The organism is Pseudomonas sp. PKS, from assembly GCF_051913525.1.
Taxonomy (GTDB): Bacteria; Pseudomonadota; Gammaproteobacteria; order Pseudomonadales; family Pseudomonadaceae; genus Aquipseudomonas; species Aquipseudomonas guariconensis_D.
The window spans coordinates 299,167-313,901 of the sequence record NZ_JBEGDO010000003.1 but is presented as its reverse complement, the minus strand read 5'-3'; the positions used below and the strand labels follow the sequence as shown (position 1 = coordinate 313,901).

Annotated in this window: 9 protein-coding genes; 1 reads left to right on the top strand and 8 read right to left on the bottom strand. The window is 65.1% G+C overall.

Translation table 11 applies throughout. From position 1 onward, the window contains the following. Positions 1 to 58: 58 nt before the first annotated feature. Entirely contained in the window at positions 59 to 2,269 is a 2,211-nt protein-coding gene (gene glgB / locus ABOA88_RS05525; protein WP_367851088.1) for a 1,4-alpha-glucan branching protein GlgB, read from the top strand. A gap of 87 nt (positions 2,270 to 2,356) precedes the next feature. On the opposite strand, the gene ABOA88_RS05520 is transcribed toward glgB, so the two are convergent. From ABOA88_RS05520 to treZ, 8 genes are all read right to left on the bottom strand, one after another. Beyond that, the gene (locus ABOA88_RS05520; protein WP_196168824.1) at positions 2,357 to 3,430 is read right to left on the bottom strand and encodes an autotransporter domain-containing protein; all 1,074 of its coding nucleotides are present in this window, start codon (positions 3,428 to 3,430) and stop codon (positions 2,357 to 2,359) included. A gap of 330 nt (positions 3,431 to 3,760) precedes the next feature. Then, positions 3,761 to 4,555 carry an endonuclease/exonuclease/phosphatase family protein gene (locus ABOA88_RS05515; RefSeq protein WP_367851087.1) on the bottom strand — a complete coding sequence of 265 codons (795 nt, stop codon included), beginning with the start codon at positions 4,553 to 4,555 and terminating at the stop codon, positions 3,761 to 3,763. 125 nt (positions 4,556 to 4,680) lie between these two features. Beyond that, positions 4,681 to 5,295 carry a protein-tyrosine phosphatase family protein gene (locus ABOA88_RS05510; protein WP_196168822.1) on the bottom strand — a complete coding sequence of 205 codons (615 nt, stop codon included), beginning with the start codon at positions 5,293 to 5,295 and terminating at the stop codon, positions 4,681 to 4,683. Positions 5,296 to 5,557: 262 nt separating this feature from the next. After that, entirely contained in the window at positions 5,558 to 7,711 is a 2,154-nt protein-coding gene (gene glgX, locus ABOA88_RS05505; protein WP_367851086.1) for a glycogen debranching protein GlgX, read from the bottom strand. A gap of 133 nt (positions 7,712 to 7,844) precedes the next feature. After that, positions 7,845 to 8,129, bottom strand: a complete 285-nt coding sequence (locus ABOA88_RS05500) for a DUF2934 domain-containing protein (protein ID WP_196168820.1) — start codon at positions 8,127 to 8,129, stop codon at positions 7,845 to 7,847. Between the two features lie 14 nt (positions 8,130 to 8,143). Then, positions 8,144 to 10,918, bottom strand: a complete 2,775-nt coding sequence (locus tag ABOA88_RS05495) for a malto-oligosyltrehalose synthase (protein ID WP_367851085.1) — start codon at positions 10,916 to 10,918, stop codon at positions 8,144 to 8,146. Further along, the gene (gene malQ / locus ABOA88_RS05490) at positions 10,915 to 12,984 is read right to left on the bottom strand and encodes a 4-alpha-glucanotransferase (RefSeq protein ID WP_196168818.1); all 2,070 of its coding nucleotides are present in this window, start codon (positions 12,982 to 12,984) and stop codon (positions 10,915 to 10,917) included. Before malQ ends, ABOA88_RS05495 begins: the two co-directional genes overlap by 4 nt. Further along, complete coding sequence (treZ, locus tag ABOA88_RS05485; RefSeq protein WP_367851084.1) at positions 12,981 to 14,723, bottom strand: malto-oligosyltrehalose trehalohydrolase; 1,743 nt, start codon at positions 14,721 to 14,723, stop codon at positions 12,981 to 12,983. The genes malQ and treZ overlap by 4 nt, the downstream gene beginning before the upstream one ends. Positions 14,724 to 14,735: the final 12 nt, after the last annotated feature.

Genomic DNA, 14,735 nt, shown 5'->3' with positions numbered 1-14,735 from the left:
GGCCTGCTCTGTGGGAGCCGGTTATTTATTTCAAACATCAACGGATAGGGGCAGTGAGATGAATGCAACCACGCGTGATAACGGCGGCCTTCGGCAACGGGATCTGGACGCCCTGGCCCGCGCCGAGCACGCCAATCCCTTTGCGGTGCTGGGCCCCCACGCCGATGGCGCGGGAGGGCTGTTCATCCGGGCCTTCCTGCCCAATGCGCTGAACGTCCAGGTGCTGGCGCGCCATGATGGACGCGTGCTGGCCGAAATGGTGCAGGGCAGCGTACCAGGGCTGTTCACCGCGCACCTGGATGAAGCCCATCCGTACCTGCTGCGCATCGGTTGGGCCGGTGGCGAGCAGATCACTGAAGACCCCTACAGTTTCGGCCCGCAATTGGGCGAAATGGACTTGTACCTGTTCGCCGAGGGCAACCACCGCGATCTCTCCGGGCGTTTCGGCGCCCAGCCGATGTGCGCCGATGGCATCGAGGGGGTGTGCTTCTCGGTGTGGGCACCCAATGCCCGGCGCGTGTCGGTGGTGGGCGATTTCAACAACTGGGACGGGCGTCGCCATCCCATGCGCCTGCGCCACGACGCCGGCGTGTGGGAGCTGTTCGTGCCGCGTCTGGGTATCGGCGAGGCCTATAAGTTCGAGGTGCTTGGCCAGGACGGCGTGCTGCCGCTCAAGGCCGACCCGCTGGCCCGCGCCACCGAATTGCCGCCGAGCACGGCGTCCAAGGTGTCCGGCCCCCTGCAGCACGCCTGGCAGGACCACGACTGGATGCAACAGCGCGCCGCGCGTCACGCCTACGACGCGCCGCTGTCGATCTACGAGCTGCATGCCGGCTCCTGGCGCTGCGAGCTGGATGACGGCGGCGAGGTGTCGCGCTTTTACAACTGGCGTGAACTGGCCGAGCGCCTGGTGCCCTATGTGCAGGACCTAGGATTCACCCACATCGAGCTGCTGCCGATCATGGAGCACCCGTTCGGGGGCTCCTGGGGCTACCAGCCACTGTCGCTGTTCGCACCGACCTCGCGCTACGGCAGCGCCGAGGACTTCGCGGCGTTCATCGATGCCTGCCACCAGGGTGGCATCGGCGTGCTGCTGGACTGGGTTCCGGCGCATTTCCCCACCGATGAACACGGCCTGGCGCGCTTCGACGGCACCGCACTCTACGAATACGACAACCCCCTGGAAGGCTACCACCAGGACTGGAACACGCTGATCTACAACCTGGGGCGCAACGAGGTGCGCGGTTTCATGATGGCCTCGGCGCTGCACTGGCTCAAACACTTCCACATCGATGGCCTGCGGGTCGATGCCGTGGCCTCGATGCTGTATCGCGACTACTCGCGCAAGGCCGGCGAGTGGGTGCCCAATCGCCACGGCGGGCGTGAGAACCTCGAAGCCATTGATTTCATCCGCCACCTCAACGGCGTTGCCGCCGTCGAGGCACCGGGCGCCTTGATCATCGCCGAGGAGTCCACCGCCTGGCCCGGCGTCAGCCTGCCGGTGCAGCAGGGCGGGTTGGGCTTTGCCTACAAATGGAACATGGGCTGGATGCACGACACGCTGCACTACATCCAGAACGACCCGGTGCACCGTGCGTATCACCACAACGAGATGAGCTTCGGGCTGATCTATGCGTACTCGGAGCATTTCATCTTGCCGATCTCCCACGATGAAGTGGTTCATGGCAAGCATTCGCTGATCGACAAGATGCCGGGCGATCGCTGGCAGAAGTTCGCCAACCTGCGCGCCTACCTCACCTTCATGTGGACCCACCCCGGCAAGAAGCTGTTGTTCATGGGCTGCGAGTTCGGCCAGTGGCGCGAGTGGAACCACGACCACCAGCTGGACTGGTACCTGCTGCAGTACCCCGAGCACCAAGGCGTGCAGCGTCTGGTGAGCGACCTCAACCGTTTGTATCGCGAGCTGCCCTCCCTTCACGAACAGGACTGCCAACCCCAAGGCTTCCAGTGGCTGATCGGTGATGACGCGCACAACAGCGTGTATGCCTGGCTGCGCTGGAGCAGCGCCGGGGAGCCGTTGCTGGTAGTGGCCAACTTCACCCCGGTGCCACGTGAGGGGTACCGCATCGGTGTGCCGTTCGGTGAGCGCTGGCAGGAGCTGCTCAACAGCGATGCCGAGCTGTATGCCGGGTCGAACGTGGGCAATCTGGGGGTGGTGGCCACTGAGCAGGTGGCCAGCCATGGGCAGCCACTGTCGCTGGCCCTGAACCTGCCGCCGTTGGGGGTTCTGGTGATGAAACCGGCCTGAGGTGTACCGGGGGCCGCAAAGCGGCCCCTTAAGTCTGGAGGGGTTCCACCGTTTGAGGGCTTGGGGCTGCAAGGCAGTCCCCAAGTCTCACCAGCGCATTCTCACGCCCAGGCTGCCGATCAGGCCATTGAGGTCATTGCCGTCCACATCGCTGCTGTAGTCGGCACTGACGAACAGCGCTACTTTCGGCGTGACCCGCGCCACCAATCCTAAGCCCAGGTCTACGGTGGTCGAGTACCGGGAACTGGAGATCTTGTCGACCTGGTCCAGCTTCACGGTGTCCGAGTCGGTGAAGTCGTACCACACGTTGGTCCGCACATAGGGCTCGATGGGCATCCCGCGCACGGTGTAGCGCCCCGACAATCTGGCACCGACCCGGCCGCTCCAGCTCGGCTGGCTGTCGAACGCCTGCAAGGTTTCTTCCTGTGCCCGGTTACCAGGGAAGAACTGCTGGTTGATCAACTGCGCCTGGGGCTCGATGACCCAGCCACCGCCCAAACCGATGGGGTAGCCACCTTCCACCGAAAAGGTCATGGCATGGCCGCTGTCGTCCAACCGCTGGCCGCTCTCCCCGCGGCCATTGACGTCGATGCGGGTGCCCATGGCCACGGCATCGACGTGCCAGCCTTGTTCATGGGTCATGCTCCAGTACACCCCCAGGCTTTCGCCACTGAGGTTGACGGCGTTTTTCTGTTTGTCGCCGAGCAACCGGCGCATGCCGTTGAAGCTGCTTTGCAGGTTGTTGTGGCCCACGAAAATCCCCGCCCGATGCACATTGCCGTTGTTTTCACGCACGAACAGGTCCGGACCGATGGTCAATTGCTGGCTGGGCGCCTCCAGTTGCGCGGGCACCTGGGCGCCGGGTCGGGTGGCCTCTGGGAAGAACTGCGCCCACTGGCTGGCGACCAGGTCCGGGGCCGCCTGGCCGTGGCGTTCGCTCATACGCTCGGAAAATGCACTCAGGGTGCCCAGGCTCAGGCCGCTGGCGGTCACCGGATCGAGGGAGAGCTGCGGCACGGCCGGCGGCTGCAACAGGCCGGCGAACGAGGCCTGTTCCTGCAGTTCGAACGCGAAGGTTTCCACCGGGGTTGCCAGGAGCAGCGACGTGGAAACCGCACAGAAAATCGCGTCGAAGCGCCAGGGGTTCGAGGTTCTTTTCATGGCGGATCTCCTCTGTTGTGTTGTTGTGTGTTGGTTCAGCCCAAGGACCTGGCCTGATGTCACGAGCTGTACGACACAAAAACAGAGGGCGACCCAAACCAGCACGCCTGGGCTCGCAGGTACGCACAAAGGCGCACGCTAGAGGCCCGGCGCGAATTTTTTACGACACGTTGTAGAGTTCAGCTAAGGAGACGTCGCCGCCTGCGTCAAGAAAACGTGAACGACTTGTTGGTACATCGATGGATGGTGTAACTGGATGATTTGGCTTGAAATTCAGCAATCGATATCGAGGTTGGTTCTTTGCCGTCGGCGGGCTATGCCGAATCATTGCTAGAGACGCACTTCCACCGCCAAGGGCAGGTGATCGGACAGGTGCGTCCAGGGCTTGTGCCCGAGGATCCGCGGCGCATGACTCTCGGCGTTGCGCAGGTAGATGCGGTCCAGGCGCAGCAGCGGCAGGCGTGCCGGGTAGGTGCGCGCCAGCAGGCCGTGGTGGCGCTCGAACGCTTCGTGCAGATCACGCTGATCGCCCAGGGTGCGATTGCCGCGCAGTTGCCAGTCGTTGAAGTCGCCCGCGATGATCACCGGGGCGGCGGCCGGCAGGCTGTCGAGCAAACGGCGCAACAGCTGCAATTGCTTCTGCCGATGGCTTTCCAGCAACGACAAGTGCACACAGATGGCATGCACCTGGCGTTGGCCGGGCACGTCGAGGATGCAATGCAACAGACCCCGGCGCTCGGGACCCGTGATCGATACGTCGAGGTTGCGGTGTTCGAGAATCGGGTACTTCGACAGCAGGGCATTGCCGTGATGGCCATCGGGATAGACCGCGTTGCGACCATAGGCGAAGTCGCTCCACATGCTGTCGGCGAGAAACTCGTACTGGGAGGTCTGTGGCCAGCCCGGGTAGCGCGCGGCGTGGCGGTCATGGCTGCCGAGCACTTCCTGGAGAAACACGATGTCGGCCTGGGTACTGCGCACTGCCTCGCGCAGCTCCGGCAGAATGAAGCGCCGGTTGAAGGCGGTGAAGCCCTTGTGGGTATTGACCGTCAGCACCCGCAGCCGATGGACGGCTGGGGCTTGGCTGACGCTGGCGAAACCTGGACTACCGGCTTCGGGGCTCACGATAGCTCCTCAAGGACTGCGGGGTTGAATGCCCCATCGCAGGCATGCCGACGTCAGGGCCACTCGCACAAACAGACACTGATTCGGACAGATCTTGCTCGCCTGGGTTCATTCTCCAAGAGGCATCAGGTGTAAATAGTCATGCGGCTCTTTCGTTTCGCCGGGAAGGGAATGTGAGCCAAGGTGGATAGCGCTCTGAGCATTTTTTCTTGGCCAGAGGTTTCAGCGGTTGATTGCGCGATGATCTGGTCCAATGTGGTCTCTCTCGACGTGCGGCACATGTCGAACACTTCGAAGGCGGAATACATGGTGCCGGTACGGCCTTGCCCATATCCACAATAGATCAGGACGGATTCGTCGCGGTCGAGTGTGCGTTTCATGAATTCGCAGGCGTCACGAATTTCATTGATATCGGGTACGCCAAAGTCGGGAGTCCTGACATGAATGAATTTTACTTTCAACGCATCGAAATACGTTTGAGTCGTGGGGTCGATCGGGTGGTGATTGAGGCTGACAATGAGCCTGATGTTTCTTGGCGGGGCCATGAGCCATTTGATCAGCCTCATGGGGAAGGTGTGTAAGGTGTCTTCCCCTTTACTGATATCGTAAAACGGCTGAGACGCGCGATAGACATTCAGATGCTTGTTGGGTTTTGCCCAGTTCAACAAGTATTTCTTGTTGATGCCAGGTACGGTGATGAAGGATTGGTAGTTGCGAAGTTCTGTGACTTTTATGTCCATGGTGGCCGTCGCGAAGAGGTGCTTTCAGAGGCGCGCGCAGTGCTCTCGATCGTGTGAATAGAGTCTGTGCAGTAAGGGGTCGCAGCGGATACGACAGCGCCATTGAACGTGCTCTACTATTCCCCAGCCAGTCACGAAATCCACAGATGGTGTAAGAAAAAGCAAGGCGCGAAAGATCGGTCCTAGGAAGCGTCGTACTCGCAAGAGCGCATCCACTTCCATCGCCTAGTGAATTTTTTCGCAAGCAGGTGAGACTGGCCAATCACTCTTCCTCGCGCTGTAGCGCCATCAGCAGCAATGAGCGCCCTTTGACCTCGAACAGCGTGTCGAAGGCCAGGTGCTGAGGCTTGCGCATCTGTGGCCGGTCGGTGTCGACCAGGCAGCTCCAGTAGTCGCCCTCGGGCACCGAGGGAAGCTGGAAGGGCACCGTGTCGTGGTAGGCGTTGACGATCAGCAGCAAGGTCGCCTCGCCGCCGGGCCGAGCGATGCCACTGACCTGGGCGCGACCGTCCATGAGCATGCCCAGGCAGCGGCCATGGGGATCTTCCCATTGCTCCACGCTCATTTCGCTGCCATCGGGGGCCAGCCAGGTGACATCCTTGACCCCGATCGCCTCGTTGTAGTCGCCCACCAGGAACCGCGAACGGCGCAACACCGGGTAGGCCAGGCGCAGGCGGGTCAGGCGTTTGACGAAGGCCAGCAGTTCGGTGCCTTCCTGGTCCAGATCCCAGTTGATCCAGCCGATCTCGCTGTCCTGGCAGTAGGCATTGTTGTTGCCGTGCTGGGTGCGGCTGAACTCGTCGCCGGCGACGATCATCGGCGTGCCCTGGGCCAGCAGCAGGGTGGCGAAGAAGTTGCGCATCTGGCGCATGCGCAAAGCGTTGATCTGTGGGTCGTCCGTAGGCCCTTCGACACCGCAGTTCCAGGACAGGTTGTTGTCGGTGCCGTCCTGGTTGTTCTCGTCGTTGTCCTCGTTGTGCTTGTCGTTGTACGACACCAGATCGCGCAGCGTGAAGCCATCGTGGGCGGTGACGAAGTTGACCGAGGCATAGGGCCGCCGGCCACGGTTGTTGAACAGGTCGCCCGAGGCGGTCATGCGTGAGGCGAAGTCCGCCAGCTGGCCTTCATCGCCTTTCCAGAAGGCGCGCACGGTGTCGCGAAAGCGATCGTTCCATTCGGCCCAGCCGGGGGCGAAGTTGCCGACCTGGTAGCCGCCCGGGCCGCAGTCCCAGGGCTCGGCGATCAGCTTGACTTGGCTCAGTAGCGGGTCCTGCCGACAGGCCACCAGGAAACTGTGACGCTCACTGTAGCCATCGTGATAGCGCCCCAGGATGGTCGCCAGGTCGAAGCGAAAACCATCGACATGCATCTCGCCAGCCCAGTAGCGCAGTGAGTCGGTGACCAGTTGCAGCACGCAGGGATGGCTCAGGTCGAGGGTATTGCCGGTGCCGGAGTCGTTGATGTAGTAGCGCTTGTCGTCGGGCATCAGCCGGTAGTAGGAGGCGTTGTCGATGCCGCGCATGGACAGCGTCGGCCCCAGCTCGTTGCCCTCGGCGGTGTGGTTGTAGACCACGTCCAGGATCAGTTCCAGGCCAGCATCGTGCAGGTGCGCGACCATTTCCTTGAACTCGGCGACCTTGCCGCTGGCCAGGTACTTGGGGTGCGGCGCGAAGAAGGCGATGCTGTTGTAGCCCCAGTAGTTGTTCAGGCCCTTCTGCAGCAGGTGCTGGTCGTTGACGAAGGCATGGATCGGCAGCAGCTCGATGGAGGACACGCCCAGGTCCTTGATGTGCCTGAGCAGCTCATCGTTGGCCAGGCCCGCGAAGGTGCCGCGCAGTGCTTCCGGCACCGCCGGATGGCGCATGCTGATGCCCCGGGTATGGGCTTCGTAGAGAATGGTGCGCTCCCACGGGATCTGCACCCGCTGGTCGCGGCCCCAGGTGAAGGCCGGGTCGATGACCTTGCACTTAGGCACGAAGGGCGCACTGTCGCGCTCGTCGAACGACACGTCGCCATCGGGATGGCCGATGGTGTAGCCGAACAGCGCCTCGGACCACTTCAGATTCCCCACCAGTTGCTTGGCGTAGGGGTCGATCAGCAGCTTGTTGGGGTTGAAGCGGTGACCATTCTCCGGCTCGTACGGGCCATGGACCCGGTAACCGTAGATCAGCCCGGGGTGCGCGTCGGGCAGATAGCCGTGGTAGATCTCATCGGTGTATTCGGGGAGCTCGATGCGTTCGATCTCCTGTTCGCCAGTGGAGTCGAACAGGCACAGCTCGACCTTGGTGGCATTGGCCGAGAACAGGGCGAAGTTGACGCCCAGACCGTCCCAGGTGGCACCGAGAGGGAAGGGCAAGCCTTCGCGGATGCGTGAGGGGGCGACGGAGCGGGTTTTCTTCGGGGTGCGGGGGCTCATGACAGTCCTCGTTGGCCTGGTGCAAGGGCATACCGATGTCTGTGTGCCAGCCTCTTCGCGGGTAAACCTGCTCCCACACGGACCGTGCTGCGCCCTGTGGGAGCGGGTTTACCCGCGAAGGGGCGGTCCAGGATCAGCCTGCAGTGGGTTTCTTCACGGCCTTTGGCTTCTTGGCCGCAGCCGGCTTGACCCCAGGCAAGGCGGCCACTTTCGGCTCGGCTGGCGCTTTGGGTTCAGTCGCTGCCTTGGGCTTGGCCGTCGCCTTCTTGCGTGGCGGTACCTTGGGTGCCAGCGCCTCGGCCTCGGCCAGCTTGCGCGCCATCTCCCAGTGGCGTTCTTCCTGGCCTACGGGTTTACCCTCCGATTCCCAGATCTGGTAGGCGAATTCGCGAATACGTTTTTCATCGGCACTCATCATGACGCTCCTGGTGTTCAAGATTGTTGTATCAGCAGGTTGACCGGAAACTCCGCCAGCACAGTGTTCAAATACAGCTCCTTTGAAGGGCTGACAGCCGCACTGGAAAAAAGTCCCAAGCAAGTGGCAGACGACAAGGCAAACGGCAGGATCAGCCGGGTATCGTCCCAGTTCTGCGCCGGGATCAAGGGGATAGGGGCGTCGCCGAGCAGGCTGGCGCACAGGCGCGGCACCACCACGATGGCCCGGGCATCCTCGCCCAAACGCGCGAACGCCAGCACCTTGTCGGCGTGCCGGCCGCGCACGGTCAAAGGCAGGTAGGCGCCGCGTTGGAACAGCTGCGGATGGGCCTGACGGGCATCCAGGACCCGGGCGATCAGCGCCTGCTTGATATGCCCATCGCGCCAATGCGCCAGCAGCCCGGCCAGCGGCACGCTGTCGTCCAGGCTCGCCCGGCGCGCGGCGTAGTCCACCGGGCGACGGTTGTCCGGGTCGACCAGGCTCAGGTCCCAGTACTCGTTGCCTTGATAGAGATCCGGCACGCCGGGGGTGGTCATGCGCAGCAGGCATTGGGCCAGGCCGTTGAGTGCGCCGGCAGGGGCGATGCGCTGCGCGGAATCGTGCAGCGAGCGGCGCAGCTGTTGGTTTTGCGGCCCCAGCAACAGCTCGTCAACGTAGGTCGCGCAGGCTTGCTCGTAGGCGTCGTTCGGTGCGCTCCAGCTACTGCGCAGCTTGGCCTCGCGCAGGGCCTTCTGCTGCCACTGGCGGACCCGCTCGGCATAGCGGCCCAAGGCCCTGAGATCCTGCAGGTCCAGCTCCAGCGGCCAGCTGCCGAGCAGGGTCTGGTACAGCAGCAGTTCGTCCGCCGGGCTCGGTGCCGGGCCATCGTTCAATGACTGGCGCAGTGGCGTGGCGAGTTCGAGCCAGTGTTCCACGCGGCTGGCCAGCCAGGGGGCGTGTTCGCTCAGCACCGCCAGGCGCGCGCGGCAGTCCTCGCCGCGCTTGTGGTCGTGGGTGGCGGTGGCCAGCAGGTTGTCGGGAAAGTCCCGCAGGCGCTGCTGGGCCTCGTTGTGGAACCCGGTGGCATCGGCGCTGAACCGTTCGGCCTCGAAGCCCACATCGTTGCGTGACAGCAAGCGTCCTGAGCGATAGAACGCAGTGTCTTCCACGGCCTTGGCTGCGCTCGGCGCCGTCAATTGCTGAAAGCGCACGCAGGCATGGCGCAGGTGCTTGCGGGGCAGGCCACGGGGCAGTTGGCGCCAGGGTTGGCCGCCTAGCCAGTGCTGCAGATGTTCGAGCAGTGGCCAGTCGGCTTCAGCCAGGCTCTGCCGGGCACCGGCCAGGGCGTGTTGGAAGAACGCCTCGTCTTCGGCCGGGCGGCCGCAGGCATTGATGTAGGTGCGGTACACCGGGTAATGCTCGACCAGCGCCTGCAGCGCACGGCGGATCGCGCCGAGGGTCAGGTCGCGGGTCATCAGGTCGCCACGGGCCACCTGCAACAGGGCTTGGGCCACGGACTCGCAATCGCCGGCCAGGCTGGCATTGAGCACCAGATGCCGGGCCTGGCGCACTTCCTCCGGAAAGTCCGGGCGTTCGCTGACGCTGCTCCACAGCTCGGTCAAGGGGGCTTCGCCGGCCGGGTCGTGCTGCAACAGCGAGACCTGGTTCATGAATTCGTAGCCGGTGGTGCCGTCGGTGCGCCAGTCCAGATGCAGGTGCTCGCCGGCCCCGAGGATCTTCTCCACATAGATCGGAAAATGCGCCACGGCGGCCTGCATAGGGCGGCGAGCGAGCAGGCGCTCGATTCGTCGGCGCAGCTTGCGGCAGTACTGGCGAGGATCGGCCAGGCCGTCGATGTGGTCGATGCGCAGGCCGTCCACCAGGCCGCGTTCGATCAGCTCGAACAGCTTGGCGTGGGTTGCCTCGAACACCACCGCACGCTCCACGCGCAGCCCGCCCAGCTCGTTGATGTCGAAAAAACGCCGCCAGTTGATGTCATCGGCCGCGGTGCGCCAACTGGCCAGGCGATAGGTCTGATGTTCGAGCAACAGGTGCAGGCGTTTCAGACCCGCTTCGGTGCGGCTGTCGAACGCCGCCAGGGCGCCGTCGAGGCTGGCGCCTTCGCCAACCAGGCGTGCCAGCTCGGCCTGCAGGGGCAGGGCCTCGGTCAACGGATCGGCGGCCTCGCGCAAGGCACTGAAGTGCTGGGCCAATGCTTGCAAAGCGGGGTGTTCGCTCTGGCCGAGGATTTGCCCGTAGTCCAGCGGGCAGATGGGGAAACGGTGCTCGTAGTGGGCCACTTGTAGCACGCCTTGGTCGGCGTCGAACGTCAGCGGGATCTCGCCGTTGTGCAACGCCACACCGTAGTCACTGCCCAGGAACGGCAGCAACAGTTGCCCGGCCAGCAGCGGGTCGCTGGAGTGCCATTGAATGTCGAAGAATTCCGCGTAGGGGCTGCGCCGGCCCCAAGCCAGCAGGCTCTGCCACCAAGGGTTGTCGGCGCCGCCCACGGCCATGTGGTTGGACACCGTGTCCAGGATCAGCCCCATGCCATGCTGGCGCAGCGCGGCGACCAGGCGTTCGAGCGCCGCTTCCCCGCCCAGCTCCGGGTTGACCTGGGTCGGGTCGACCACGTCGTAGCCGTGGCGCGAGCCCGCCCGGGCCCTGAGGATGGGCGATGCGTACAGGTGGCTGATCCCTAGGCGGGCGAAGTAGGGCACCAGCGGCACCGCATCGTCCAGGGTGAAGTCACTGTGCAATTGCAGGCGCACCGTGGCGGTCAAGGGTTTCATCGGTCACGCTCCCAGGCTTGTTCGCGGGCCTGGGCCAGCAGCTCCAGGCGGCGGGCGGCGTCTTCGTCGTCAAGCAACTCGCGCACCGGGCGGGCGAAGCGGCGACGCCAGTTGGGGTGACCATCGGTGGTGCCGGGCAGGTTGGGTTGCTCGTCGCAGCCCAGCAGGTCTTCCAGGGGGACCAGCACCAGCGGGGCACGGGTATGGCCGACGTAGCGGATCGCCGCGTCGATCAATGCATCGTCGTCGGCCAGGGCGCCGTAGTTCTGCTCCAAGGTGCGGCGCAGGCCATCGCGTTCCCGTTGGCGGGTGTGGCGCCAATGCAGCTCGGCGGCCGCATCCACCAGTTGCAGGCGGTGGCTCCAGTCGATGTCGCGGGCTTGCAGCCAGCCGGCCAAGGGGGCGAGGTCGTGGGTGCCGGTGGTGGCCAGGGCGTTGTCCGGCCAGTCGAGAATCGGTTTGAAATGCCCCGGCGGCTGTTGCTCGAATGGCAGCACGCGCATGCCCAGCACGGCCTTGGCCGCCAGGGTTTCGCGCAGGCCTTCGGGTACCGTGCCCAGGTCTTCGCCCAGGATCACCGCCCGGTGGCGCACCGACTCCAGGGCCAACAGGCGCAGCAGGTCGTCCAGCGGGTAGTTCAGGTAGGCACCCTCGCTGGGGCGCGCCCCACGCGGGATCAGCCACAGCCTGCGCAGGCCCATGACGTGGTCGATACGCAGGCCGCCGGCGTGGGCGAGGTTGGCGCGCAGCATCTCGATGAAGGCGCGATAGCCGTTGCGTTTGAGGCCTTCCGGAGAGAAGGCGCAGATGCCCCAATCCTGGCCCTGGCGGTTGAGGATATCGGGTGGGGCGCCCACCTTGAGATCGGCCAGCAATTCGTCCTGGCGGCTCCAGGCCTGGCTGCCGGCGCCGTCGGCGCCCACGGCAAGGTCCGCGATCAGGCCCACGGCCATGCCGTTGCCGCGCGCGGCCTCCTGGGCGCGTTGCAGGCCGCGTTCGGTGAGCCACTGGCAGAAGGCATGGAACTCGACTTGGGCCGGACAGGCGCTGGCAAAGGCTTCCACCTCCGGGTGATAAGGGTCGTGCCAGGCCGCTGGCCAGTTGCGCCAGTCCGCACCCAGGCCTCGGGCCATCGCCTCGGCCTGCAGCACCTGGAACCGACAGTGGTGCAGCAGGGCCTGGCCACCGGCCTCACGGTAGCTGTCGAAGTCCTTTTGCAGGGGGTGAGCGCCCCGGCTGAAGTCCTTGTACAGCGCCTGCAGCAGCTGTTGCCTGGCTTCGGCGGCGCGGGGCCAGTCCACCAATGGGAGTTGCTCGAGCTCATCGAGCAGCGGCTGCAACTGGCACGCCTCGATCGCCATGCGCACTTCCCGCTCGCCCAGCAGCGCGGCAGGGCTGGCGTACAGCGTGTTGAGCAGCAGGCGGCTGGAGGGGGAGTACGGGCTGTAGTGGCGCTGGTCGATGACCGACAAGGCGTGGATCGGGCTGATCGCCAAGGCGTCAGCGCCTCGTTCCGCGGCGGCGCGGGCCAGTTGCTCCAGGGCCAGGCAGTCGCCGTAGCCGCCGTCACCGGGGCGGCGCAGGCTGTACAGTTGGACCGCCAGGCCCCAGTACCGGGGCGGCGATTGCTCGGTCGCCTCGTCCAAGGCATGGCAGCGCGCAGGCGCGACCGCCAGGGTGAACGGGCGGTCGTCGATGGTCAGTTGGTGATAGCCCACGGGCAGTTCCCCCGACAGCTGGGCCTGGCCATCGAGGGTCAGGGTCAGCGGGTCACCGTTTTCGAGGGTGCACTGCACCGGGCTGCCAGGCGCGAAATAGCGCGCAAGGTCCAGCGGCAGGCCCACATCGGCGGTGAGCAACGGCGGCAGGTGGTCGGCATCGTCGGCCTCATCGAGCGCCTGCAGGCTGGCGGCGATGGCGGTATCGTCTTCGGCTGGGTGGCCAAGGCCCGCCAGCACGTGGCGCAGGACCTCATCGCTGACCTGTTGGGGGCGGGCGTTGGCATCGACCCAATCGCGGGCCAAGCCCACCCGTGCGGCCAGTCGGTGCAACGGCAATTCGCTCATGGAGCCTCCTGGTCGGGTGGCAGCAGGCTGACCACGCAACTGTGCGCGGGCAGGGTGGTGTCGAGGTGAGCCGTGTCGCTGCTGTCGAACAACCAGCGCTCGACCGGGGGCAGCGCCACCGATTGCGGCTCGCTGGCCAGGTTGAGGTCGATCCGCAATTGGCTACCGTCGCCCAGGCGCCAGCGCGCGGTCAGGGCCCGTTCGCCCAGTACCGTGGCGCCCAGGGCGCGACTGCCCGGCAGGCGTGGGGTGAGATGCAGGCGGCGCAGGGTCAGTAGGCGCTGGTACAGCCCGTGCCAGCCGGCCACCACCTCCTGCGCTGCGAGCTGCGAGGCGTCGAAGGTGGCCTGGGCGTTGGGGTCGGGGATTCGTTCGCGCTGCGTGGGGTCGGCGAACGCGACGAAGTGGGCGAACTCGGCACGGCGCCCTTCGCGCACCGCGTCGGCCAGCGCATCGTGATGATCGGTGAAGAACAGAAACGGCCGGCGGCTGCCTTCTTCATCGCCCATGAACAGCAGCGGAATCATCGGCGCGAGCAGCAGCAAACCGGTGGCCGCGCGCAAGGCCGGGGGCGGGCAGAGGCGGGTCAGGCGCTCACCCAAGGCGCGATTGCCGATCTGGTCGTGGTTCTGTAGAAACAGCACGAACGCGCTGGGCGCCAGGTGCCCGCTGGGCTCGCCCCGTGGCGTGCCAAGGCGGTTGGCCTGGCCCTGGAAGACAAACCCCTCGCTCAGGCTGCGGGCCAGTTTTTCGATCGGGCGGTCCTTGTAGTCGGCGTAGTAGCCTTCCGTTTCGCCGGTCAGCAAGACATGCAGGGCGTTGTGGCCGTCGTCGTTCCACTGGGCGTCGAAGCCTTGCTCGAGCAGCGAGGCCTGGTTGTGTTCGTTTTCCAGCACCAGCCATACCTGACGACCGGGTGCCACGGCGGCGCGTACGCGCTGGGCCAGTTCGATGAGAAAGTCCGGCTGGTCGATGGCATGCACCGCGTCCAGGCGCAGGCCGTCGAAGCGGTAGTCGCACAGCCACATCAGGGCGTTCTGGATGAAGAACTCGCGCACCTGGGGCTGGCGAAAATCGATGGCAGCGCCCCAGGGCGTCTGCCGGTCTTCGCGAAAGAACGTGCTGGCGTACTGGTGCAGGTAGTTGCCGTCAGGGCCGAAGTGGTTGTAGACCACATCGAGCATCACCATCAGGCCATGGCCATGGGCCTCGTCGATCAAGCGGCACAGTTCGGTCGGACTGCCATAGGTGTGCTGCGGGGCGAACGGCAACACGCCGTCGTAGCCCCAATTGCGCGTTCCCGGAAACGCCCCCAGCGGCATCAGCTCGATGGCCGTGATGCCTATCTCGGCCAGGCGCGGCAGTTCGCGCATCACCCCGGCATAGCCGCCCAGCAAGCCGACATGCAGCTCCTGGATCACCGCCTCGTGCCAAGGGCGGCCCTGCCAGGGATGACGCCAGGGGTAGCTGGCGGTGTCCACCACTTGGCTGGGCCCCTGCACGCCCTCGGGCTGGTAGCGCGACGCGGGGTCGGGCACCTGCAGGGTGTCATCGATTCGGTAACGATAGCGGTCGCCCGCCTGGCAAGGCGCCAGGCCGGTAAACCAGCCACCTGCTTCAGGCAGCAGTTCGACCGCAGGTTGTTGCTCCAACTGCAAGCTCACGCTGCGCGCATCGGGCGCCCAGAGGGCGAAGCGCGCCGACGTGGCGTCCAGCAAGTGTGCGCCATGCCTTTGCATCTTCGGTGCCCT